Below are 25,078 nucleotides of genomic sequence, written 5' to 3'. Positions count from 1 at the left end.
ATATGTGTCCTTTGCCGCATCTACAAGGAGTATTTTTGCTATTGAAAATTTTTATATCGTTGCGGGCTTGCACCGGATAATTTATTTTTTTTAATTTTACCGGTATACCTTAAAATATTTTGATCAAAAAACGATTCTATAATCCGGCGCAATTGTTCATCTTTAGTTTCTTGGCATTGATTGTTATAGGTACTATGTTGTTGAAACTTCCCATTGCCCTTAATAAACCAATCTCCTGGACTGATTCGCTTTTCACTGCAACGAGTGCAGTTTGTGTTACAGGGCTTGTTGTTGTTGACACAGCTACCCATTTCACTGGCTGGGGCCAAGTCTTTATTTTATTGCTGATTCAAGCTGGTGGAATAGGCATACTATCTTTTGCTGGTCTTTTCACCTATTTTTTAAAAGGGGGAAGCAGTTATGAAAATCAGCTTGCCATACGGGATTTCTCGAACACGCAACGACTGGGTGAAGTATTTACTTTACTCAAGCGCACGATCGCAATTACATTCGGAATAGAAGCTGTCGGTGCTGCCGTCATCTTTTGGACTATGGATGGTTTTAACGGGGCAGGTACTGCCGAACGCATTTTTATTGCTGTATTTCATTCGGTGTCTTCGTTCTGCAACGCTGGTTTTTCGACGTTGTCAAATGGCCTGATGCATCAACAGGTTTATTATAATTATGGGTTCCAACTGGCGGTAGCCAGTATATATATATTTGGCGGTTTAGGATTTCCAATTGTTATAAATGTACTTAAATATATCAAACACTTGATAAATAGGTTGTTCCATAAATGGACAACGAAGGAAAATTATTACCGTCCTTGGGTAATGACCATTAACAGCAAGCTCAACCTGATCACGACGTCTTGTATCACTGCGTTTGCGACTTTGGTGCTCTTTATCTCCGAATATAATCATGTTTTTGCTGATCATAGTGGTATAGGAAAATGGGTAGTAGCTTTCGCAACGGCGACAACACCGCGAACGGCAGGCTTCAACAGTATTGATTTTGCACAGCTGCATTTTTCAAGCATTTTGTTTATTATGCTATTAATGTGGATAGGAGCATCGCCAAACTCCACAGGCGGGGGGATAAAAACGAGTACATTTGCGCTCGCCATACTGAATGCGATCAGCTTGGCAAAAGGGAAAGACCGAACTGAAATATTTAGACGCGAAATAGCAGGGATCTCAATTCAGCGTGCTTTTGCTACGATGTTTCTCTCGCTTATAATTATAGGGATGGGAGTATACGCAATTTCATTTTTTGAGCGCAATCGGCCTTTGTTAGAGATCGCATTTGAATGTTTTTCGGCATACAGTACCGTTGGCCTTTCTTTGGGAGTTACAGGTGATCTGGCGGAAGGAAGCAAAGTCATATTAATTCTTTTGATGTTTATTGGACGAGTAACCATGCTATCGGTATTAATCGCTTTTATCAAAAAGGCGCGCTATACGCACTATCGATATGCTGAAGAAGAATTGACAATATATTAGGTAAAGGTTCCCGTATTAGTTTTAATAACTATAGGAAGGGATGTACGTATAATTTGTAAAGAACATACAAGAATGAAATTTATCATTTTAGGATTGGGGAATTTTGGAGCTTCTCTGGCAGAAAAGCTCACTGCACAAGGCAATGAAGTAATAGGTGTTGATCGTCAGATCGCTAAAGTGACGGCATTGAAGGAAAAGATTACACATACGATTTGTTTGGACGCAACCGACGAAACGGCTTTTCACTCTTTACCGTTAAAAAATACGGATGTTGTGGTCGTCGCGATCGGTGAGGATGAAGGTGCCAATATTATGGTCAGTGCTTTGTGTAAAGAGGCTAACGTGAAACGCCTGATCAGTAGGGCCGTAAACAGACTGCATGAAAAAGTACTAGGTGCGCTAGGGGTGTCAGAGATAGCTCATCCGGAAGAAGAGTCTGCAGAACGGTGGTCCAAGCGCTTGTGTATGACCGGGTTTGTAGATTCTTTTGAACTTAATAGTAATTATTCGATTGTAGAAGCCATCGTCCCTAAAAAATATGTGGGACAAACGATTCAGGAGATCGGTTTCCGAGAAAAGTATGAACTATTAGTGCTTACGATATTAAAAAATACGGAAAAAAAGACTTCATTTGGAAAAAGTGTTGTAACCACAGTACTCCATGGTATTCCTCGTCCGGATACGCGATTGCGGGAGGGCGATATTTTGGTGATTTACGGTTATAACGATCATATCAAATCGTTTCTTTAGTTTTATCTTCTAATAATTTCAATACTGTCTTTTGGAAAGTGGTTCTTCAGCCAATCATGCAATTTATTTTGCTGTACGGCTGTCAATGGTGTAGGGGCCGTATAAATAAATGCAATTAGATTAGCCACGCTATCGGCCTTGGCATAATGCTGCTGCATACCCATACTGTAAGTACTGACTTCAGGGAAAAGAACCTTGATATCGCGGTTGAGCTCGGGATTGACAACCTGGTATTTGGTCAATTCATTGTTGAGGGCGCGGATCGTTAAGTCTTTCTCGCTGACAGCTGCGGTACGTTTGTCGATTTCGCTGAGGATGGTCGATTTTAGATCTAGGCTATCTTGATGAATAATCAGCCGCGTATTGTCAATTCCAAAGGTTTGCATGGTTTGCTCCAAAGATTTTATTTCCTGGCTGCTGAATTTTTTTGCCAAAAAGGCCAATTCCAGCTTTTTCGGTCTACTGTTGAGCTGCATTTTTTCATAAATGACAGTATAACCTTTATTGGTTAACTCCTGCTGTACAAATTGCTTCACTTTGTTGCTGTATTTTTTTTCTTGCAGCAAATTGTAAGCAAAGTAAATACTTGGTATGACAAGCGCAAGGGTGATGATTGTAATACTTTGCGTAATCCTTTTTTCACGTTGCTGATCCACATAATGTGTTTTAGGATAGCGTAAATATTTTACAATGACAAAGGTCGCAATACAAATAAATACGCAGTTAATGATATACAGAAATAGGGCACCCGCAAAATAACTGAGATTGCCGATGGCAAGACCATATCCCGCTGTACATAAGGGCGGCATAAGGGCTGTCGCAATCGCTACCCCGGGGATCGGATTGCCTTTGTCGACCCGCGTGATGGCGATGACGCCAACAAGTCCGCCAAATATGGCGATCATGACGTCGTATATATTAGGAGACGTGCGCGCAAGCAGTTCGGACTGAGCTTCTTTAAATGGACTGAGTAGGAAGTAAATGAAAGATACCACAAGACTGATGACCGTTGCAATAAGCAGATTTTTAATGGATTTTTTTAGCAGCGGAAAATCAAATGTTCCCAATGCAAATCCTGCGCCCACAATTGGGCCCATAAGCGGGGAAATCAACATCGCTCCAATAATGACAGCGGTGGAGTTTACATTTAAACCCACAGATGCTACGACTATAGCACATGCTAAGATCCAGGCGTTGGAACCGCGGAAGGAAATATTGGCAACAACGTTTTCCAATACGGTTTCTTTTTTTTCTTCCCCTTGATGTAGGTCGAAAAAGCTCAAAATTTTGTTCATATACTTTTCATCTTTGATTTTAGCTAATATAGTAAACATCTTTTGGCTAGCGATGGATATAGCTGGCTTATTTATCCCCGAGTGGCCTATTGGCTACAGTTTTATGTTTATTAAAAGCTGGGTTATGAATTTGGTTGTTTTTGGAAACAATTGGGCCGGTTTACTTGTTGAAGGTATTATTAATAAAATATAATTAATAGAGATGTCTTTTGCGATTATATCAATATTTCACTATATTATGCCTTCTTCCTTACATTTTTAATAAAATATGAGCACTATGAACAATTTTGAAATGGATGACGTACAGGCGCATTGGAATAATTTTATTTCCTCTGCCGTAGCCTGGGCGCCACGTATTATTACTGCCGTAATTTCAGCTTTACTGATATATTTAATTGGATCATGGATCATTCGCCTGGTTAAGCGGATGATCGATAAGGCGTTCGAGCGGCGGCAAATGGATATCTCCTTGCAGCGCTTTTTAAGTAACCTAATTAGCTGGATTTTAAATATACTCTTGTTTATTGTCGTCGTGACACAGCTCGGCGTGCAGACTTCCGCATTTGTCGCTATTATTGGTGCGGCAGGTTTGGCGATAGGTTTGGCCCTGCAGGGTTCTTTATCCAATTTTGCGGGTGGAATACTGATCTTGTTATTGAAACCTTTCCGGGTAGGGGATTATATCACGTCCAGTGCAAATGTATCGGGTACGGTTACCGAAATTGATATTTTTAATACCAAATTAAATACGCCGCAAAATCAGCAAGTCGTTGTTCCCAACGGTGTTTTGTCGAATAGTAGTATTACCAATTATACCCAGTTGGGCACCCGCCGTACTTGGTTTGATATCGGTGTCGCCTACAACGCTGACTTAAAACAGGCCAAAGAAATCCTTCTGAATGTCGTGCGCAACAATGAATATGCCTTTAAGGAACCAGCACCGCAGGTGGTTGTTACTGAACTGGGCGATAGTGCGATCAATTTGTCGGTGCGTGCAACGACTTCAAACGAAAACTTCTGGACCATGCAGGAGCAATTGATCATCGATTGTAAAGAGGCGCTAGATCAAGCCGGTATTGAAATTCCATTTCCACAACGCGATGTACATATTCGCAGCAATTCATAATATTAGATAAAAACTGGTCTTGAGATGAAGACCGTATTGTAAACAAAAATTAGTAAAGTGATCTTGTCAAAATCGACATTTAATAAGGGAATCGTTATTCCCAGCCTGCTCTTTATCATAGGGGTTTGCCTGTTGTCGGTATTTTTTCCGACTTTGGCTGTCAGTATTTTAGGTGTTGTCAAACAATTTATATTTATCAATCTCAATTGGGTGTACGTCTGGGCTGTTACACTTTTTGTCATATTCCTCGTTTACCTCATGTTTAGTAAATTTGGTAACATCAAGCTTGGAAGTAACGACAGTAAGCCCGAGTATTCTTTCTTTTCGTGGATCTCCATGTTGTTTGCCGCGGGAATGGGAATTGGTCTGATGTATTTCAGTGTCGCTGAGCCGATGCAGCATTTTTCGACAGAAGCTTTTGCGGGTAATCATTATATCAATCGAGCGAAAAATGCGCAGTTATATACCTTTTTCCACTGGGGTATCCATGCTTGGGCAATATATGGTGTTGTCGGACTGGCGCTCTCGTATTTTGCTTACCGCTATCGGCTTCCGCTTTCGCTTAGAAGTTGCTTCTATCCCTTGTTGAAAAATAAGATCAATGGAAAGTGGGGCAATGCAATTGACGTATTTGCGCTTTGTAGTACCTTCTTCGGGATAACCACAACACTGGGTTTTGGTGTGGTGCAGGTAAATGCAGGCTTGCAAACCTTGGGATTGGTGCCAGAGAATAGTTTCACTTACCAGATCATTATTGTGGGGGTATTGACGCTGTTAGCTATCTTATCGGCTACTTCGGGCGTGGATAAAGGGGTCAAGCTGTTAAGTAATATTAACATTATCACCGTGGTGGTCCTTTTGTTGTTTGTGCTGTTTCTGGGTCCTACGGTTTATCTGATAGGCAGTTTTACAGAGGGAATCGGCAATTACGTAAACAATTTCTTTAGCTTGACTTTTGATACGCATGTGTACGACGAAGCTACATTGCCCTGGTTTTATAATTGGACAATACTTTACTGGGCCTGGTGGATATCATGGTCACCTTATGTCGGGCTATTTATTGCGAAGATATCCAAGGGGCGGACGATTCGAGAATTTATTGCTGCAGTCCTTATAATCCCAACCTTATTTAATTTTATTTGGATGTCGGTCTTCGGTAATAGCGCCATCTGGTTTGACGTCAATCTGGCTAAAGGTGCATTGAGCGCCCTGGCTGATAATCCTGACGCCTTGATGTTCCGCTTCCTGGAATACCTGCCTTTATCAGAATTGGTCAGCTACCTGGTTATTCTGATCATCATTATCTTTTTTGTGACCTCTGCAGATTCGGGCATCTATGTGATGAATAATATTGCAAGCAAGAATGCCGAAAAATCGCCAAAATGGCAAATGATATTCTGGGGCGCCCTGTTGGCTATCTTGGCACTCATGCTATTGAATGCCGGTGGGCTGGAGGCTTTACAAACCATGACGCTCATCACAGCATTGCCATTTTCAATCATCATGCTGCTTTTTTGTGTCAGCCTAGTTAAAGCATTGACCATAGACCGAAGTTACTATGAACGTGATTTTTCAGTGAGTACGGTACCCTGGTCGGGCGAATTTTGGAAAGATCGCCTGCAGCAGATTGTCTCATTCAAAAGCCGACAATCTGTCGATGATTTTATGCTAGGTACCGTGAAGATGGCTTTTGAAGAGCTTCAGTCCGAATTTAAGCATAATGGTATTGAAGCAAAGATTCAGCAGTTGGATAATCCCAATCGGATACAGATCGAAATCCGCCACGATGTGATCAATAATTTCATATATGGGGTAAAAAACCAGGTTAAAGTTGTATCCGATTATGTGGTCGAGGAAGAAAATCTTCCAGACCTAGACGACAAGAAAACCTACTTTCCAAAATCTTACTTCGGCGATGCACGGGAGGGCTATGATGTTCAGTACTTTACAAAAAATGAGTTAATCAGTGATGTACTGAAACATTATGAACGCTTTCTCGAAATTATTTCGGAAGAGAAAAATGAAATATTTATCAGTAGCAATGCCAACAAAAATCTCAGGTGATCAGCTGAGATTTTTGTTGGCATTGCTCAATATGCGGGATAGCTTGTGCTTAACCTATCAAAGCTGATTACCACCGACACAATAGTTTAGCATTGGCCGAATTCGATTTCCTGTTAACACCACACATCTTTTCGTTGATGCATCGTATAGAATTGTTTTCTGTTGGGAATGCCGTTTTTATTCCGCATTATGATATCCATTATTGGAGAAGGATTTTATGAGTGAGCTCGAAAATCGGGCCGGCAGTAGCTATTTAGTTCGTTTTTCTTCAGGTTTAAAGTGAAAGATGCACATTTCGATAGGTCAAAATATTTTACTAATTTAGTGACATATGATAGTATTGATGGAGTATAGTACTGTTGATTTTACCATATTTTTATTTAATAGATCAGTAACTTTATGCGTGAAATCAATTGTCATGAGGAAAAAATTCACCTTTGTGGAAATATACAGTCTTTTGGGTATTTATTTATCTTTGAAGACGATAAGTGTATTGCGGTAAGTGAAAACTGTGCAGCTATTGCAGGTGAAGAATACTCCGAAATGCTCGGCATGACAGTGGACGATGTTCTTCATCGGATTGTTCCATCTTTTGAACTTCGTGGAGAGAGCATAGAACATGCTATTTCAGACAGCATGTTTGCCAGGTATGCCGATCGTGTAGCTATCCATGCTAACGATTATTTTTTAAGTCTCTATAGGTATGATGGCAAAATTTATCTTGAAATAGAGGCCTGCAATCCGCTTGCTGTCAAAACCACTAAATTATATTATTATGCCAAGCATTTAGATGACCGTAGCGGGGGCAACTCTTGCTGGCAGGCATTGACTGAATTGATTAAGGACATCATCCACTATGATAGAGTGATGGTGTATCGCTTTTTGGAAGATAATAGTGGACAAGTTATTGCAGAGAGCAAGACGGCGGATCTGGAATCGTTGATGAATTACCGTTATCCGGAATTCGATATTCCGGCACAGGCGCGCGAGCTTTACCGTATTTTTCATGCCCGCCATACGGCGAATGTCAATGAGGAAGCGATCCCGCTAATGGGGCGGAGCGCCGATGCTCTCGATCTTACACGCTGCAGCCTTCGGGCACTTTCAACCATGCATTTGCAATACCTTAAAAATGCCGGCGTAAAGGCGAGTGCAAGTTTTAGCATTATCGTGGACGATGAGCTTTGGGGGCTTGTAGCCTGTCAGAACCGGGAGCCAATGCATGTCGATCTTTCACAGCGCCATCTATGTACCTTTCTTACACAATACGCTGTGAACAATTATTTGGCAGATTTTCAGAAGAAACAGGTAAAACTTCAGAAAAATCTATCGCAGCTGAAGCATGATCTAAAAAGTGATTTGTTGGTCAAGCGCGACTTGTATGACGTGTTGGAAAAGTATGCCGTGCGTATTATGGAGGTAATGAACGGGCAGGGGCTAATCATTAAACGTGACCGCGCAATCATGATGGTGGGTGAGGTGCCTGATAAAAAAATGCTCCGAGAAATTGATAAACAAATAGCCAATGCAGAGTTTTTTGCGACAGATAGATTTAAGTGTGATGGTCCTTCCAAAGATGTTGAGATGTATCCTGGTGTATTGCGCATCAGTATTCTGCCCGCAAATAACTGGTACTTATATGTCTTTAGAAAAGAACGTCTGATAGAAGAGACCTGGGCAGGGAAGCCGGAAAAAGTGATGCAGGTTGACGAAGATCGAAAGATCACCTTTCCTTCGCCACGTTCTTCTTTCGAGGCATGGAAAAAGATTACGAAGGGAAAAGCCGAAAAATGGCAATCTTCTGAACTCGCTTTTATTGAAGATATAACACATATTATTCAGCAAGCAGTGGCACAACGTGGTGGAGAGATTGATGAATTGAACAAGAAACTGGTGCGCTCTAATAATGCGCTTGATACTTTTGGCTACACATTGACCCATGATCTTAAAAATCCGCTGACGACGATACAGCTCACTGCACAAATGTTGCTCCATAAAAAAGACATCTCTGAGGAACTGCTTGCAAAGTCAATGAAAAATATCTTGGATGGGACGCAACTGATGCGGGATATGATGGATAAAGTCTATCAAATGTCAAAGGTAAATCATGTAGACTTTGTGTTTGAACCAATTAATCCACAGTCCAAGATTGTCAATATCGTGGAAAATTGCAAACAACAATACAAGGTTCCTCATTTAGAATTTATAATGGGCGAAACACTACCTGTTTTGGGAGAGAGAACATTGGTCTATCAATTATTTTTGAACCTTGTTGGCAATGCCATAAAATACAGCAGCAAAAGGCAAAACCCGCAAGTGTCCGTTAAGAGCATGCGGCAAGGAAATACGGTCCGGTATGATATCAAGGATAATGGAATCGGAATTGATTTGAAGGAGGGCGACAAAATTTTTGAAATCTTTGCCCGAATGGCCAATTCAGAAGGCTTTGAGGGTTCGGGGGTTGGCCTGTCCATTGTTAAACAAATTGCGAGTAAGCTCAACGCAACTATTCATGTAGAAAGCGAATTAGATGTCGGTACTACATTTTCAGTCGTCTTCAAAGATGTGCCTGAAGCAGATCGTATGCATTTAGTATCTTAAACGATAGAGGGTAGATTTTTTAGAAGGTGATATAGTGGTTTTTATCCAATAAATTGTCTATCTTGTGGTATCTCAAAGAAAGATTATATAAACGGTTTGGTAACCAACTATCTGCCCAGCTTAGGTCTATATTTTAAATTCCTCCCACAAGACCATATTTTCAATCATTGCGGTGTTTTTAAACAATCAAAAAATGAAAAAGAAAATTGTTGTTTGTGATGACGAAACCGTCATCCTTAACGTTTTAGAGCTGGCTTTAAAGAATGAATTTAGAGAAGTCTATTTAGTTTCAAAAAGCAGAGAACTTATTGCATCTGTCGAAGAAATTGAGCCTGATATTATATTATTGGATATTGAAATGCCATGGCTGTCAGGTGACGATATCCTTCGTGAACTCCGGAGTTCGGAAAAACATCGAAATATTCCAGTGATCATGATGTCTGCAAGCTCGCGTGGAAAGCAGATTGCTTCTGAGAGTGGAGCTGACGCCTTTTTGGCCAAACCATTTGAACTGGACGATCTTTTACTTCTCGTGGATAAATTAGGTTAGGCGTAAGCGTTTGTCTTAGGATGATCCCATCAGCTGCATAAAAGCACTTTTTAAAGAAAAAGTGCTTTTATGTGTATTTAGTCACCATGTACTTGCCAGCTAGTTGCTCAGTATGCTATTAAGTTTATCTGTGATATCTGTTAAATCAAAAGGTTTGGCGATAAAGCCATTTGCGCCTAAATTTCCTGCGATTTCAGGTCCATCGACGCTTGCTGATAGCACGATGATAGGAGTTTCTTTAATTTCGGGTGTGCTGCGGATAATTTTAATCAACTGGTCACCAGAAATTATTGGCATCCAGAGATCCAGCAGCAAGAGGTCTGGCTTATGGGAAATTAATTGCTTCGTCAGGTGGGTGCTATTTATTTCGCATATAACATCAAATCCTTCTAGTTCTAAAAAAAGCTCAAGCATCTCGAGTATTCCTCGGTCGTCATCACAGATCATTATCTTTTTAGGCTGCATATTCTTTATTTGTTGATTACGATGGGTAATGTAAAATTAAATGTGGATCCCTCTCCCGGCTCGCTTTCGACCCACAGTGTTCCTTTGTGGTTTAAGATAATCTCATGCGAAACATAGAGCCCAATACCTAAGCCCGGAAACTTCTTCTGTATATGGCTGACACGGAAAAATCGTTCGAAAATTTTTAGTCTATCCTGATAGCTTATGCCCATGCCATAATCCCGTACCGAGATTTTAACAAAATTAGCTACCCTGTGGATGCTAACTTCAACTTTTTTCGACTCGGGTGAATATTTAATTGCATTGGATAGCAGATTGTTTAGCACTTGGATAATCTGTAGCTCGTCGCCTTCTACGATAATGCCCGTACTTCCTGTAAGGTGGATGTCAGAATCAGGTGCCGCCAATCGCATGCTTTCAACGGCATCTTGGATTGTCTTATCGATCTCAAATGGCTCCATGTGCAATTCAAGATTTCCAGATTGAATTTTAGACGTATCTAAGAGTTTTGCTATCAATATGTTCAAGCGATCGATATATGCTGTGATTTTATCTAAAGTTGAGACATATTTCGGATCGGTGTTTTCGGTGCCCAATCGCTGCAAGATCTGGAAGAGACCCTTGATTGTTGTGAGGGGTGTCTTCAGTTCGTGGCTCGCAATCGAAAGGAAATCATCTTTACGCCGATCCTGCTCCTTCTTTTCAGTAATATCTTCGATGGCGATTAGGATCCTATCTTTATACTGGCCCTCGAACTCAATACGATAAGCATTTAGCAGCATGACTTTTCGGCCAATATGAGGAAAGATATGATCTACCTCATAATCGATAACCGGATTATTGGTTGGCAATATCTGAGTGAGCATCTCTTTTAACGAAGAAATATCCCACTGCTGATTACCGAGGTCAAATAATAATTTTCCTACCGTTTCTTCTGTGGTGACTTTAAATGAGTTTAAAAAATGCCTATTGGCGCTCAGGACGATATATTTGGCATCGAGTACCAAGAGACTTTCTCGTACTGTTTCAATAATACTGGACAGAAAGCTTTCTTTATCTTGTAGCTCCTTGGTTCTTTGCTGTATTTTGAGCTCCACATGGGACTTCTCTTCACGAAGATCATGCTCCGCTTTTTTTCGATCACTGATATCATTTTGAACACCAATAAAATGAGTTACCTGACGTTCTTCATTCTTCACTGGTGAAATAAAAAGTTCGTTCCAAAAAAGCGTTCCATCCTTACGATAATTTCGAATTTCAATTTTACATTCTTCGCCACGCTCAATGGATTCTTTAATAATCTTACGTTCGGCTTGCGAACGGTCCTGAGCCTGTAAAAATCGGCAATTGTGGCCAATAATTTCATCGTGGGCATAACCACTGATGGTTTCGAAAGCTTTATTGCAATAAATGATGGGATTATCATACTGCAGATTGTCTGTAATTATAATACCCGAATAGGCAGAATTCAATGCTTTTAGATAAAGATCTAAATCATTGTTCTTGTTTTCAATACGTTGCTTTAAATTTTTTATGCCGGAAGCATTTTTTTTCATATATTTTAAACTCCCAAATTAATTAAGGTGTCCTAATTTAGTCGATAATTTTGAAATTGAAGCGGATTTTGGGATGTCTAAATTAAAAAACCGTATAAATTCCTACTGAAAAAATAATCCATGCGAACATGCGGGACGACTATTATGATCTGACCTGTACCGCTGAGAACAAAACTCTAGTTAATATATTCTTTACCTGTCCTTAATACTGTAGTTGTATTAAAGCATGATCTTTACAGCCGACGAAGAATTATTGATCTAGAGAGTATGCTTGTGAAAACGATAGACGCCGTGCTATTGGCACGTCTGGTAAATGCAGATTACAGTGCTTTTGATGAGATTTATGAACATCATTGGAGTCACCTGCTTCAAATTGCCATCAAGAAGGTCGGCGACCTGGACGTTGCCATGGATCTCGTTCAGGATCTCTTTGTAGACCTCTGGCAAAGACGTCACACAATCAATATCCACAGTGGACTGCGGGCTTACCTCATTTCGGCCTTGTACCACAAACTGTTTCAGCATTTCAGGAAAAAGGGGGTGTATGAAAAACATATCGAGCAATATAGTATACTGTTGCAAGATGGTTTACATGACCTATTTCCAATAGATGGTTATGAGGAAAACTATACGGATGTGCTGGTCGCTATCGAACAGTCGGTCGTTGAAATGCCCGACCGTATGCGTATGGTGTTTAATCTGAAATACCAACGGAGCCTCAGTAATCACGAAATTGCGGAACACTTAGGCATATCCCTTCAGACTGTAAAAAATCAATTGAGCAAAGCATTGCACCTTGTGCGCCAGCACATGCAGCTGCAACAGCTAAATCCCAGTGTATTTCTGTCCTTATCTTTTTTTCTTTTCTTTTAGCCTAATGTCCGATCGCTGCCGCCGTCATTTTTTCTTAAACTAAGCTTTATACAAACTTAACCTATTTGGGATGGTACGATCATCCCATTGCTGCAACTATAAGGTGTATGCAGGGTAAAAAAAGAGAACTGGAAAATTTGATTGAACGATATTCCACAGGAAAGCTGACAGACACAGAGCGTGCGCATCTGATGCAATGGATGCTGGAGCTCGACGTAAATAAAGCTGAGCAGGTGGATATGGATCTGGCGAGCAATCGTATGAAAGAAAAGATTGATGCACGTTTGCTCCCTGCCGAAACTGAGGTGGAAAGCCAACAGCTGTCTTGGCAATTTTTCGCTAAACTTGCAGCTTTAGTTCTTTTTTGTTTTTCTTTCAGCTGGTATCTTATGGAGTGGGATCCGGTAGATAGGTCGCAACAAAGACAATTCACTAAAGCTGCGGAAATTGCGGTGAAATCTACACGGATGACTTGCAGCGTTTCGCAAGATAGCCTGATCTACTTGGAAGATGGGAGCAGAGTCCGCCTTTTGGCGCATTCCAGCCTGACATGGGTGCAGCCTTTCCCCAAGGGACAGCGTACCATTCAATTGGAGGGAAAGGCATTTTTTGAAGTGGCGCATGATCCTTCCCGACCATTTACCGTATTGGCAGGCAATATCCTGACCACAGCCTTGGGAACATCTTTCTGGGTAACGCAGGAAACCAAATACGCCACACCAAGGGTGCGCCTGATCTCCGGAAAAGTTTCCATTAAAGAGCGTAGTGAAAATGGCAGTGAAAGGCTGTTAGCCTATCTGAGCCCCGGACAAATCTGGCGGGCACCGACTGCGCAGCCCAAAAAGGAACCTGTGGCAAAATCCGAAAAACCACCGGAGCGGGTCCTACCAACACTGTTGACATTTCAGCATAAGCCGCTTAAAGAAGTGTTGCCTGCACTGGCTTCCTTCTACCGTACAAGCATTCTGTTTTCTGAAGAGGAAGTCGCAGAATTATCCTTATATGGTACGTATACGCAGGAAAATGATATTGCGCAGATTTTGCAGACAATCTGTATTGCAAATGATCTTAGATTGGAGTTTAACGCCGAAAAAAATACCTATAGGATCGTAAAAAGCAGGTTATAAAAAATAAAAAAAATTAAATAAATGCACCCCAAAATCGGGGAGCCTTGGACAACTATGCACAATTATTAAGTAAAAATATGCAATTATCTTTATCTAAAAAACGGCCTGCCAAAGGGGCTTTATTACTGCTATTAGCGATTGCTTGTGGCCAAAAGGGCTTTGCCCAGCAAGGAGGGCAACTCGTTGTCATCGTGCAGGATGCAAAGTCGAAGGGCCTGGCCAATGCTACAGTGACCATAAAAAATAAGGTCAGCAACTTGAAGCGCTCTGGTCAGGCTGATCAGCAGGGAAAAGCAGTGTTTAACAATCTGCCAGTGGATAGCAACTACTGTATTCTGGTGACGTATACCGGCTTATCGCCAAAAGAGGAATGTCAGTATATCGTTACGTCGGGCAAACGTTCGAGTGTGGTTTTTCAGTTGACAGATGCCGCGGCAAATCAGATGGATGAGGTGGTCGTGGTGGGCTACGGTACGCAGAAAAGGACCAATCTCTCCGGGGCTGTGGATCAGATCAGCGGAGAGGTGCTCGAAAGCCGCCCCATATCCAATGCGGCTCAAGGACTTCAAGGGATTTCACCCAATTTGAATATACAGTTCAATTCAGGCGAACCTGGGGTCGCTCCTAAAATTAATATTCGTGGTATTACCTCGATCAACGGCGGCGATCCCTTAATCCTGGTCGACAACGTGCCGATTTCGGCAGCGGAATTAATTCGCATCGCACCACAGGATATTGAATCATTTACCGTCATCAAAGATGCTTCTGCCGCTGCAATTTATGGTGCACGTGCCTCGTTTGGTGTACTTATTATCACGACTAAAACCGGAAAAGGGGATGTAAAGGTGAACTATTCCAATAATTTTACCTGGAATACGCCGACGGTAATGCCTGATAAAATAACAGATCCTTATGTGTTTTCGCGATTACTGGAAACCTCAACAGACAATACGCCTTGGGACAATGTCAATTACTCGGATCAGTTTTACCAATATGCAAAGGAGCGCTCGGATAATCCTACTATCGCCGGGGTGCGGGTTAATCCTTCGGATTCCAAAGTCTGGGAATATATGGGAAATAGGGACTGGACGCGTTACTTCCTATCTGACTGGAATGCAACTCAAACGCATGACCTGTCGATCTCGGGTTCCAATGAGAAGGTACAATATTATATCAGCGGCAGCTACAACCGACAAAATTCGCCCGTTAAGCTTACAGAAGACTACTTTGACCGTTACAATTTGCGCTCGAAAGTGAATTATAGACTTTCAGATTTTATTTCATTTGGCAATAATACAGTGATTGGAAGCATACGCCGACTTGCACCATCGCAGATGAGCCTGGCGGATATCTACAATATTTTTCCAACGTCATTTGATAAAAATCCAGATGGCACATGGGCCAATTCTTCGGCAGGTATCATCGCAGCGCAAATGGTCGATGGTGGAAAAAGTGACCGTAAGCGACTTGATGTGCAATCAACTTTCAATACGGAACTTCGCTTTTTCAGCAATAAATTTAAAGTCAATGCCGATTACACCTTTCAGCGCAATTCCTTGAACCGCAATTGGTATACCAAGCAATATGAGATTGGTTACGGTCCGGATGATATCCGAAAAGAAGGGACCACAGGCGCATACCGTGAAGCAGGGTTTTCCTACTACAACGTGTACAATATCTACGGAACCTATATGCAGTCCTTTAACAGGCATCAGGTCAACGCGGTATTGGGCTTCAACCAGGAAGATTACCGCTATGAAGTTATCAGTGCCGAACGCGCGGGTTTGATTTCGGAATCTTTTCCGACGATTCAGTTTGCAACGGGGACTATGAAAATGGGCGAGGCAATTGATACCTATGCACTACGCGGAGCCTTCTACCGTTTGAACTACACCTATGACGATAAGTATATTGTCGAGTTCAATGGCCGTTACGACGGTTCGTCCCGCTTTCCAAAAAACAAACGTTTTGGCTTTTTCCCTTCGGGTTCGGCGGCATGGCGCATCGATCGTGAAAATTTTATGTCAGGAGTTTCAGGACTGGATCTCTTGAAACTGAGAGCCTCTTATGGCCAGCTGGGTAATCAGTCTGTGTCAAACTACGGCTACCTCCCTTCGATGGAAAAAAAAGATTCGGAATATTTATTCGGCAGTGAACGCGGTATCTTTATTCAGGTGCCTTCCTTAGTGTCGCCAAACTATACCTGGGAGAAGGTCAATACTGTGAATGTGGGTATGGATGTAGCTGTACTGAAAAATAAGCTTTCAGCTAGTTTTGATTATTATTCGAGACGTACCTTGGGGATGCTGACGCTGGGCAAAGATCTACCCAATATTTTGGGGGCAGATGAGCCCCGCGAGAATGCCGCCGATCTAAAGACCAATGGGTGGGAGCTGACCATCAATTTTCAGGACCATTTTGAATTGGCCAATGCACCATTGCGTTTCAATGCCAAGTTATTGCTGTCTGACTCACAGTCTAAGATTACACGCTTTGACAACCCCAATAAAAGCATCCTGCAGTATTACGAGGGCATGCAGATGGGAGAGATCTGGGGGCTGCAGAGCAATGGGCTTTTTAAAGATGAAGCTGAGATTGCCAAGTTAGACCAGACTTCGATTATTCCTTGGGGAGCCTTGTCCATCGTACCGGGATGGCCTACTTATGTGGATCAGGATGGTAACGGGAAGATTGAAAAAGGATATAATCTAGGGGATACCAAAGACCTCAAAATTATCGGTAACTCAACACCGCGCTATCAGTTTGGTGTGGATCTTTCTGCTGACTGGAAGGGGTTTGACTTGCGTGCATTTTTTCAGGGAATTGGCAAGCGCGATTATTATCCGCTGGATTACCTCTATTGGGGGACTTACCAACAACCTTATGGTAATTTCTATGGGCACTTGCTCGATTTCTACCGTCCGGAAGGTGATTCGGATATCGACCGTGCCAAGCATTCGCAGGCTTACCTGAATCTTGGGCTTGCAGATCAGAATCTCGATGCGGCCTATCCGATATTGCAGTCCTGGCTCGCCGACCGCAACCTGGGAACCCGTATTGACCAGGCTCAGGGACTGGCTATTCCACAAACCAACTATTTGCTGAATGCTGCTTATCTGCGCCTGAAAAATCTGACCATTGGCTATACCTTGCCAAAATCAATAGTCTCCCGTGCGAAGATCAGCAATCTGCGCGTGTATCTCAGTGGCGAGAATATCATCGAATGGTCGGCGGTAAAACGCTATTTTGACCCGGAGACGTTGAATGAAAATACCTATACCAATCCTACAATCGGTTCAGATCGTGTCGGGAATGGATTGACTTATCCCTTTCAACGGAGTTTTTCAGCTGGTATTCAAGTGACTTTTTAATTGCCTATCATGATAAATAAATATATAAAAATAGCTTTAGTGGGTTCAGTAATTTCCCTGCTTGGAAGCTGTAACGACAACTATTTGGATCGTGTTCCTGAAACTGCGATCAATAACGAAAATTTCTTTAATACAGCCACGGATCTGGAATTGTATATCAATGGATTGTATAATTTCTCAGGACTTGGTATCTATCAGGCTGATGCTACCTCGGACAATGCAAGTACAACGGGCAATACCGAAATCAAGACCATTATGGCTGGTAACGCCTCTGCCGCAACGATCTCGGGCGGCTGGGACTGGGTGCAGCTCCGCAAAATAAATTTCTTTTTGCAGCACATGGGAAAAGCGAATATCAGTGATAGTGAGAAAGCGCATTATGAGGGATTGGCCCGTTATTTTAGGGCACGGTTCTATGCGGAGAAAGTACAGCGTTTTTCAGATGTGCCCTGGGTAGATAAAACGCTCGAGGTTGGTGATAATGACTATTTATTTGCCAAACGTGATCCGCGTGCCACAGTCGTAGAAAAAATCATGGAAGATTTTGAGTTTGCTGCCCAAAACGTACAGCCCCGCATCAAACTCGGTACCGTTAATAAATGGGTGGTGCTGCAGGAATATGGCCGCTTTGCACTGTATGAAGGAACTTATCGGAAATACCACAGTGAGCTTGAATTGAAAAGTTCGGCAAATGACTTTTTGACCAAGGCACAGCTCCTGAGTGATGAGCAGATGCGTGAGGGTGGTTTTACCATCTATAATACCGGCAGACCTGATGTGGACTATGGGTCTTTATTTTTCAGTGAAAATCTCGAAAATAACAAGGAGGTGGTGCTGGGACGCTTTTATGCCAACAATGTGCTCAATGCGGACTCCTGGCCAGGGATGTTTGGTAATTACGAGTATTATCCGCTCCGTGATCTTGTGCAGGCCTATCTCATGAAAGATGGCTCATTTTATACAGCACAGCCAGGCTATGCGAAAAATACATTTGTCAAAGAATTTGAAAACCGCGATCCGCGCCTGTCACAGACCTATGCGTATCCGGGATGGGAGTTGATCTATTCCCATACTTATGCCCAGGGTGCCGGATTATATGTGCAGCAGCTGGCCAAAAACTTCTCGGGCTATCACCAGATCAAAGGATTTCAAAATACACTCAGTCTGGAAGCGCGCAACAACCTGGACATTCCGCTGTACCGCTATGCCGAAGTATTATTAAATTTTGCTGAAGCGAAAGCAGAGCTGGGACAACTTACACAGGCTGATCTTGATCGTAGTATCAATTTGCTACGCAGAAGGGCTGGTATGCCTGATATGACCGTCAGCGAACGTATAGATCCGGTTATGGCAGCACGCTATGCCAATGTCGAAAGTAGCCAGCGCAACCTGGTACTGGAGATCCGGAGGGAACGTCGGGTCGAACTTGCTTTTGAAGGCTTTCGCTTTACCGACCTCATGCGCTGGAATGTGGGCGAACTGTTGAAAAACAAACGTGAAGGCATCTATTTCAATGGATTGGGACAACATGATATGACCGGCGATGGCATTCCGGATATGGTGTTATTAGCTGCCTCATCGTCTATTCCCGCAGTAAAAGAGAAAAACAGCTTGGGCAGAGAACTGCAGTATTATCGTGTGGGACGATTTGGACAGGATGTGGGTGTGTTTTTATCGGATGGAAACAGTGGAACTGTCGAAACGATCGAAAATACTGGGAATTTTGAAGCGCCCAAATTTTATTATCGCCCTATACCGCAAGGCGAAATACTTTTAAATGATAATCTTAAACAAATATTCGGATGGTAATGCGTCGTGTAACAACAGCTATTTTATTTTTTCTTTTTCTTGTGTTATCTGGTGTGGAGGCCGCCTGTGCACAAGAATTCAAGTTTGCATTTTTAACGGATATGCATGTACACAGTGATTCGACACTTGGTCAGGTGGAGCGAAGATTAAAATCCTTGCCCCCTCAGGTCGAGCTGCTGCTAAGCGGCGGCGATAATGTCGATATTGACAATTTAAAAACAACTGACTTATCGGCGGGCGAGCAGCGCCTCAGGTCCTTAAAGAGCCTTTTCGACCTTACAAAAAAGCCATACCATATGGCGATTGGCAATCACGACCGCTTGCCGCGCGATCTTCGGAATGGCAAGAATGACTTTGAGCTCTTTGAAAAGACTTTTGGCCAGACGTATTACAGTTTTGAATATAAGGGCTGGAAGTTTATTGTGCTAAATAGTGTGGAAACCAAAGATAACCAATATGTCATTGGGGATACGCAGCTCGCATGGCTGCAGGATCTGGTGAAAAATACAGCCCAAGATCAACCTCTAGTGATTATTTCACATGTGCCTTTTTTGTCGGTTTATTATCCGGTGTTGGAGGGGCGCTATACGGCTACCGACACCTTTGCAAACCAAAAACAGGTATTCGATCTCTTTAAGGAACATAGCCTAAAGCTGGTGTTGCAGGGCCATATGCATTTGTACGAAGAGATTAAAGTAAAGGGCGTGCAGTTTATCACAGCAGGAGCGGTTTCGGGCAATTGGTGGCATGGAACATTCGAAGGTACGACACCCGGACATCTTGAAGTGCAAGTCCAGGGAAAAGAGTTTAGCTGGAAATATGTGAAGTAATTTCTTAGCCGGCCAATCGCATGAGCACAGTGTAGTTCAAGGGAAATATACAAATCAGCTAACCGCCAAAAGGATATAAACTTTTGGCGGTTTTTTTGGGGAAAATAGAATAGAGTTAATCTTAAGAGCAATGGTCTGTTGCATTATTCTACTGGTTTGTGTATAAATCCATCATAAATTGACTTTCCTAAAAATAAAACCTAATTTTGATTCATCAACAATAACTGAACCAGCAGATGAGTGTCACACATGTCCGACAATTGTTTACCCAGCTTTACGAAGAAAATTGGGTGAAGTTGTATGTGCATGTTTTCCGCATGTTGGACGATCGTGATGAAGCCCGTGATATTGTGCAGGAAATATTTGCCAATCTCTGGGACCGCATGGAACGACTGGAAATTGAGCATTCCTATCAGGCTTACCTGTTTCGTTCGGCCCGAAACCTGGTGATCAACCGCATCGCCAGCCAGGATGTCGGACGTAAATATGAACATTACCTGGAGCATGCCGCCCCCAGCCTTGAAATTATGCCCGACGAATTGCTGCGGGAGAAAGAATTGGCCGCGCAGATCGATCAGGCGATTGAAAAGCTACCCCGCAAAATGGCTTTGATCTTCAAAAAAAGCCGTTTCGAACAACGTAGTTATCGGGAGATTGCCGCGGAATTGGAGATCTCGGAGCAGACCGTCAAAAAGCAGATATCCAATGCGTTGACGGTTTTAAGAAAAAAAATACGAACTATTTTCATTTTTTTCTACCACTAAAGGGCCGCCATCCTGTCTTCTAATCAATAAACAGGATAGCACCTATGAAACCACCCTTATCGAAACAATTATTGCAGCGCTACCAACAAGGTCTGTGCAATGCCGAGGAAACGGCACTTGTCGAAAGTTGGTACAATCAGCTCAGCAAGACAAATAACGAAAAAGATATACCTGAACTTGATCTGGCGGCCGAAGACCGGTATTTCCAACAGCATATTTTTGGACCCGTTTTGCGGGGGCATCGCCAACGACGTGCCTATCTGAAGGTGGCTGCCAGTCTGGTATTCTTTTTGATGGCAGGCGCCGCTATATATTTCTTTTCCAAGCCCCAACGAGCACCGCAACCTTTGCCTTTTAGTGTCGGTCAATTCCAGGCGGATCTGCTGATCGGCAACGAAGTGGTCAGCCTCGACGACAAGAAGCCGTTTAGCCCCGCCTATATGGCGCAGGAAAAAGGGGCGAAGGTGGCTGTCAAAACCAAAAAGGGGCAAGAATTCAAAATGGAGCTTCCGGATGGTACCATCGTCTGGCTAAATGCCGACAGCAAGCTGGAAATCGGATCGGGATATAACCTACAGGAACGCGCGGTATTCCTGACGGGTGAAGCTTATTTCAAGGTGGCAAAAAATAAAGCGAAACCTTTTATTGTTCATGTCGGCAACACCAGCATCGAGGCCTTGGGAACGGCTTTTAACGTGAAGTTATACGCAAACGACAGTCAGCTGTTGACCACACAGCTGGATGAGGGAAAAATACGGGTCAGCAATGCGGGTCTTCAGCAGGTATTGCTGCCGGGGCAGTCGATCGAACTGAATGTACAGAACGGCGCCTTCGAGCTGCTGCAGGACAACAGCGCACAGGATGCTGCCAATTGGAAAGACGGTTACTTTGAATTTGACCAGACCCCGCTGCCGGAGATTTTGGCCGATCTCGCCCGTTGGTACAATTTTACCTATAGCCTGTCACCCGTTTATAATAATAAAGTGCTGAGCGGAAAAATCAGCAAAAAAGAGTCCTTTGCCGAAGTGCTTAAAATATTGCGATTTGCCGGCATAAATTATACCATCGACAAGGACCGACTCGTCCTTGTGCCCTAACCAAGCCCAAAACAAACGAATATTCAATCTAAATACCCTATGAAACAATCCGTAAAAACACTGCTATTGATGCTGATGCATGTCAATGGCTATGCCTTTAGCCAGCAGGCAGACAAGGCAGCTGACCATGTTCAACTCAAACAACTCGTCAAAGCCATTGAGCAGCGAAGCGATTATCGCTTTGTTTACGACCCCCATGAAATTAACCCCGATCTGCCTTTCAATGTCAATTTAAATAATGCCAATATCCCCGAACTGCTTCGGCAGGCATTCGCGGCGAAGGGGATCCGTTATCAAATTGTCAAAAACACCATTGTGCTCCAGGGAAAAGGGGCTAGCAAATCTTTGCAGGCCACCATCTCTGGACGGGTCAGCAATGCTTCGGGTGCCGCGCTGGAAGGGGTAAGCGTCCGTGTTAAAAACAAGATCGCCAGCACGGTTACCGATGCCAGCGGCCGCTTTAGTTTAAGTGGGCTGCAGCAGGAGGATATATTGCTCTTGAGTTATATCGGCTACCGAAGCAAGGAAGTGAAGGCCGCAGGCAACGGCCCCCTGGAAATAAGCCTTGAGGTCGATCCGGGCAACCTGGATGAAGTGGTGGTTATCGGTTACGGCACGTCTTCGGTACGCAAAAATACCGGTTCGGTATCCAGCGTGACCAGCAAGGAGATCGAAACACAACCGGTACTGGATCCCCTGGCAGCCTTGCAGGGCCGCGTTGCGGGACTTAATATCGCTTCCAATTCGGGCTTGCCGGGCAGCTCCTTTCAGGTGCAGCTGCGCGGGGTCAACTCCTTGACCAATGGCAGCAGTCCGCTTTACATTATCGACGGTATCCCATTTTCGGACGAAAGCATGAATCAGTTTACCGCAGCCAATGGCAATCAAAGCCCGCTGAGCCTGATCAATCCCAAGGATATTGAACGCATCGATGTGCTTAAGGATGCCGATGCGACAGCCATTTATGGCTCCCGGGGTGGGAATGGTGTGATCTTGATCACAACAAAAAAGGGCAATAAGGGCGGGCTTAAAATAGACTTTAATGCCAATGTGGGCTCCAGTAAAGCCATCCGCAACCTGAAGATGCTGAACACGCAGCAATACCTGGACATCCGGAAAGAGGGCTTTAAAAACGATAACTGGACGGCAACGGCAGATAATGCGCCAGATCTGCTTACTTGGGATCAGTCTGCCTACAGTGACTGGCAAAAGCAGTTTTATGGTGCATCGGCTCCTTTCTCCACCTACCAGCTGTCTTTTTCCGGTGGCAACGAAAATACGCAGTACCTGGCGAGTGCCAATTTCAACCGTCAGGGTGATCCCTTGCCCGGTAATAAAAACTATCAGCGTGGCGGTGCACTGTTGAACCTGTCTACACAGTCCAAAGACCAGCGATTTAAACTCAACAGCAGTTTCAACCTCAACCTCGACCGCAACAATACGGTCCCCACAGATATTGCACAGTTTTATAACCTGGCGCCAAATTATCCTTTATACGATGAAAATGGCAACTACTACTGGTTTCAGCAGACCTTACAGAATCCTGCAGCCTACATGGAGCGCTCGAGTATTTCTAAAGCTAAATCCCTGCTGGCCAATTTTTCTGCCGAATACGCCATCTTACCTGAATTGGTCGCGAAAGTCAATGTGGGCTATAACCTCAAAAGTATGGACCAGACGCGCTTGCTACCCAACGCGGGATTTAATCCATTGACGAGTACGGGATCAATGGCCTCTTACGGGAATTCGGATTATCAGTCCTATATCATTGAGCCGCAATTAAACTACAGCAAAACAATTGGTAAACATGATTTCAAGTTGCTTTTGGGTGGCACCTGGCAGCAAAGGGTCACCGAAGGGAAATACTTCGATGGCAGCAGCTACCCGAGTGATTCGCAGCTGGATAATATAGCTGCAGCAGGCATCCTCGCAATCCGCAACAATCAGTATGCCGACTACCGCTACCAATCTGCATTTGGACGTATCAATTATGCCTATGCCGACAAATACCTATTGAATTTCAGCTACCGAAGGGATGGTTCTTCGCGCTTTGGACCCAACAATAAGTACGGTAATTTTGGGTCGATCGGTGCAGCCTGGGTATTCAGCAGCGAAGAGTTTTTCCAGGATCAGTCTATACTGAGCTTCGGTAAGCTACGTGGCAGCTGGGGGGTGACGGGCAATGACCAGATCGGCGATTACCAGTATCTCGATACCTGGGGCACAGGTTTTGCCTACCAGAGCATCACGGGGCTTTATCCGACGCGGGTGTTCAATCCCAATTTTGGCTGGGAAGAAATCAAAAAGAAAGAACTGGGCCTCGACCTTGGTTTTTTCAGGGACCGTATTTTCCTGACGGCCAATTATTACAACAATAGATCGGATAATCAGCTGATCAATATCGTGCTCGCACCGCAGACAGGCTATAATTCTTATTTTGGTAATACCCCCGCACTGATCGAAAATAAGGGCCTTGAGTTTGAGCTGAGCAGCGTGAATATCCAAAAGGAAAAGTTCAGCTGGAAAACCAATTTCAATATGACTTTTCCTTCCAATACCCTGCTGGACTATCCTAATCTTGAAAGTAGCAGCGATGTAAGGCGATACGTCATTGGCGAGTCTACCCGTATTGTGCGTGGATTTCAGTTTACGGGAGTGGATCCGCAAACGGGTATCGCTCAATTCCTGGATGTGAATGGTGATGGGAAAATCACCGAATTCAATGACTATGTGACCCTGGGTTCACTGCTGCCGAAGTTTTATGGCGGGATCAACAACAACCTGAGTTATGGCCATGTGAGCCTTGGACTGCTGTTTCAGTTTGTCAAACAGGAGGGACCCTCCATTGGTTATGGCCCGCAGGCCACGACCATCGGCGCACTGGGCAATCTGGATGAATATGTATTGCGCCGCTGGCAGCAGCCGGGCGATGTGACGGATGTACCGCGTGCAACCGCCAACAGCGCCAACGATGCCAACCTGGCGTACCGCAATTACTACCGTTATTCATCGGCGGTATGGGATGATGCCTCTTTTATCCGTTTAAAAAATGTATCCCTCAGTTACGACATCTCCAAATGGGCGCAGAAGATCAATATAAACCGTGCTGTGCTGCAGTTCAATGCACAGAACCTCTTTACCTGGACAAGCTTTAGAGGTATGGATCCCGAGATGCCTGGTTTTGACCGTACCTATGTTTCGGATGTAAATCCTTTTGGTTCGGTGCGGAGCAGCGCTACACCATCGCTACGTACCTATACCTTCGCGGTTCAGCTCACTTTTTAATGATCATAAAACT

Annotated in this window: 17 protein-coding genes; 14 read left to right on the top strand and 3 right to left on the bottom strand. The window is 43.5% G+C overall.

Features of this window, described 5'->3' with window-relative positions; all coding sequences use genetic code 11:
• Positions 1–119: 119 nt before the first annotated feature.
• Together BGP15_RS09935 and BGP15_RS09930 are read left to right on the top strand one after the other, a co-directional pair.
• Positions 120–1,502 (top strand): TrkH family potassium uptake protein, encoded by a 1,383-nt coding sequence (locus tag BGP15_RS09935; RefSeq protein ID WP_286769407.1) that lies wholly within the window; start codon positions 120–122, stop codon positions 1,500–1,502.
• Between the two features lie 72 nt (positions 1,503–1,574).
• Entirely contained in the window at positions 1,575–2,252 is a 678-nt protein-coding gene (locus BGP15_RS09930; RefSeq protein ID WP_286769406.1) for a potassium channel family protein, read from the top strand.
• 2 nt (positions 2,253–2,254) lie between these two features.
• Here BGP15_RS09930 and BGP15_RS09925 read toward each other — a convergent pair whose 3' ends face one another.
• Positions 2,255–3,547 carry a TIGR00341 family protein gene (locus BGP15_RS09925; protein WP_286769405.1) on the bottom strand — a complete coding sequence of 431 codons (1,293 nt, stop codon included), beginning with the start codon at positions 3,545–3,547 and terminating at the stop codon, positions 2,255–2,257.
• Between the two features lie 277 nt (positions 3,548–3,824).
• Here BGP15_RS09925 and BGP15_RS09920 point away from each other — a divergent pair, with 277 nt between their 5' ends.
• The 4 genes from BGP15_RS09920 to BGP15_RS09905 all read left to right on the top strand — a co-directional run bounded on the left by BGP15_RS09920 (position 3,825) and on the right by BGP15_RS09905 (position 9,888).
• A complete protein-coding gene (locus tag BGP15_RS09920; protein ID WP_286769404.1) occupies positions 3,825–4,673 on the top strand; it encodes a mechanosensitive ion channel family protein in 849 nt (282 codons plus the stop codon).
• 57 nt (positions 4,674–4,730) lie between these two features.
• The gene (locus tag BGP15_RS09915; protein ID WP_286769403.1) at positions 4,731–6,737 is read left to right on the top strand and encodes a BCCT family transporter; all 2,007 of its coding nucleotides are present in this window, start codon (positions 4,731–4,733) and stop codon (positions 6,735–6,737) included.
• A gap of 399 nt (positions 6,738–7,136) precedes the next feature.
• Positions 7,137–9,338 carry an ATP-binding protein gene (locus BGP15_RS09910; RefSeq protein ID WP_286769402.1) on the top strand — a complete coding sequence of 734 codons (2,202 nt, stop codon included), beginning with the start codon at positions 7,137–7,139 and terminating at the stop codon, positions 9,336–9,338.
• A 193-nt stretch (positions 9,339–9,531) separates the two neighbouring features.
• Positions 9,532–9,888 carry a response regulator gene (locus BGP15_RS09905; RefSeq protein ID WP_286769401.1) on the top strand — a complete coding sequence of 119 codons (357 nt, stop codon included), beginning with the start codon at positions 9,532–9,534 and terminating at the stop codon, positions 9,886–9,888.
• A gap of 99 nt (positions 9,889–9,987) precedes the next feature.
• Here the strand turns inward: BGP15_RS09905 and BGP15_RS09900 are convergent, their stop codons facing one another.
• On the bottom strand, positions 9,988–10,353 hold the full coding sequence (locus BGP15_RS09900) for a response regulator (RefSeq protein WP_286769400.1): 366 nt from the start codon (positions 10,351–10,353) through the stop codon (positions 9,988–9,990).
• A 5-nt stretch (positions 10,354–10,358) separates the two neighbouring features.
• Positions 10,359–11,909, bottom strand: coding sequence for a PAS domain-containing sensor histidine kinase (locus BGP15_RS09895; protein WP_286769399.1), 1,551 nt, complete (start codon positions 11,907–11,909; stop codon positions 10,359–10,361).
• Between the two features lie 273 nt (positions 11,910–12,182).
• Here BGP15_RS09895 and BGP15_RS09890 point away from each other — a divergent pair, with 273 nt between their 5' ends.
• From BGP15_RS09890 to BGP15_RS09855, 8 genes are all read left to right on the top strand, one after another.
• A complete protein-coding gene (locus tag BGP15_RS09890) occupies positions 12,183–12,782 on the top strand; it encodes an RNA polymerase sigma factor (protein WP_286754641.1) in 600 nt (199 codons plus the stop codon).
• 107 nt (positions 12,783–12,889) lie between these two features.
• On the top strand, positions 12,890–13,909 hold the full coding sequence (locus BGP15_RS09885; RefSeq protein WP_286769398.1) for a FecR family protein: 1,020 nt from the start codon (positions 12,890–12,892) through the stop codon (positions 13,907–13,909).
• Positions 13,910–13,986: 77 nt separating this feature from the next.
• Positions 13,987–17,280, top strand: a complete 3,294-nt coding sequence (locus tag BGP15_RS09880) for a SusC/RagA family TonB-linked outer membrane protein (protein WP_286769397.1) — start codon at positions 13,987–13,989, stop codon at positions 17,278–17,280.
• A 9-nt stretch (positions 17,281–17,289) separates the two neighbouring features.
• Complete coding sequence (locus BGP15_RS09875; protein ID WP_286769396.1) at positions 17,290–19,089, top strand: RagB/SusD family nutrient uptake outer membrane protein; 1,800 nt, start codon at positions 17,290–17,292, stop codon at positions 19,087–19,089.
• Entirely contained in the window at positions 19,089–19,919 is an 831-nt protein-coding gene (locus BGP15_RS09870) for a metallophosphoesterase family protein (RefSeq protein WP_286769395.1), read from the top strand. The genes BGP15_RS09875 and BGP15_RS09870 overlap by 1 nt, the downstream gene beginning before the upstream one ends.
• 236 nt (positions 19,920–20,155) lie before the next feature.
• A complete protein-coding gene (locus tag BGP15_RS09865) occupies positions 20,156–20,683 on the top strand; it encodes an RNA polymerase sigma-70 factor (RefSeq protein WP_046676041.1) in 528 nt (175 codons plus the stop codon).
• 44 nt (positions 20,684–20,727) lie between these two features.
• Positions 20,728–21,780 (top strand): FecR family protein, encoded by a 1,053-nt coding sequence (locus BGP15_RS09860; RefSeq protein WP_286769394.1) that lies wholly within the window; start codon positions 20,728–20,730, stop codon positions 21,778–21,780.
• 39 nt (positions 21,781–21,819) lie between these two features.
• A complete protein-coding gene (locus tag BGP15_RS09855; RefSeq protein ID WP_286769393.1) occupies positions 21,820–25,065 on the top strand; it encodes a TonB-dependent receptor in 3,246 nt (1,081 codons plus the stop codon).
• The last annotated feature ends 13 nt before the right edge of the window (positions 25,066–25,078 follow it).

The organism is Sphingobacterium sp. 40-24 (assembly GCF_001899705.1).
In the GTDB taxonomy this organism is placed as follows: domain Bacteria; phylum Bacteroidota; class Bacteroidia; order Sphingobacteriales; family Sphingobacteriaceae; genus Sphingobacterium; species Sphingobacterium multivorum.
The sequence above is the reverse complement of the archived record's forward strand: the minus strand, read 5'-3'. Positions and strand labels throughout refer to the sequence as shown.

Coding starts and splice junctions, on each gene's coding strand:
- BGP15_RS09895 (WP_286769399.1), bottom strand. CDS start 11,909: ATGAAAAAAAATGCTTCCGGCATAAAAAATTTAAAGCAACGTATTGAA.
- BGP15_RS09910 (WP_286769402.1), top strand. CDS start 7,137: ATGCGTGAAATCAATTGTCATGAGGAAAAAATTCACCTTTGTGGAAAT.
- BGP15_RS09925 (WP_286769405.1), bottom strand. CDS start 3,547: ATGAACAAAATTTTGAGCTTTTTCGACCTACATCAAGGGGAAGAAAAA.
- BGP15_RS09885 (WP_286769398.1), top strand. CDS start 12,890: ATGCAGGGTAAAAAAAGAGAACTGGAAAATTTGATTGAACGATATTCC.
- BGP15_RS09930 (WP_286769406.1), top strand. CDS start 1,575: ATGAAATTTATCATTTTAGGATTGGGGAATTTTGGAGCTTCTCTGGCA.
- BGP15_RS09920 (WP_286769404.1), top strand. CDS start 3,825: ATGAACAATTTTGAAATGGATGACGTACAGGCGCATTGGAATAATTTT.
- BGP15_RS09900 (WP_286769400.1), bottom strand. CDS start 10,353: ATGCAGCCTAAAAAGATAATGATCTGTGATGACGACCGAGGAATACTC.
- BGP15_RS09905 (WP_286769401.1), top strand. CDS start 9,532: ATGAAAAAGAAAATTGTTGTTTGTGATGACGAAACCGTCATCCTTAAC.
- BGP15_RS09870 (WP_286769395.1), top strand. CDS start 19,089: ATGCGTCGTGTAACAACAGCTATTTTATTTTTTCTTTTTCTTGTGTTA.
- BGP15_RS09860 (WP_286769394.1), top strand. CDS start 20,728: ATGAAACCACCCTTATCGAAACAATTATTGCAGCGCTACCAACAAGGT.
- BGP15_RS09875 (WP_286769396.1), top strand. CDS start 17,290: ATGATAAATAAATATATAAAAATAGCTTTAGTGGGTTCAGTAATTTCC.
- BGP15_RS09865 (WP_046676041.1), top strand. CDS start 20,156: ATGAGTGTCACACATGTCCGACAATTGTTTACCCAGCTTTACGAAGAA.
- BGP15_RS09855 (WP_286769393.1), top strand. CDS start 21,820: ATGAAACAATCCGTAAAAACACTGCTATTGATGCTGATGCATGTCAAT.
- BGP15_RS09880 (WP_286769397.1), top strand. CDS start 13,987: ATGCAATTATCTTTATCTAAAAAACGGCCTGCCAAAGGGGCTTTATTA.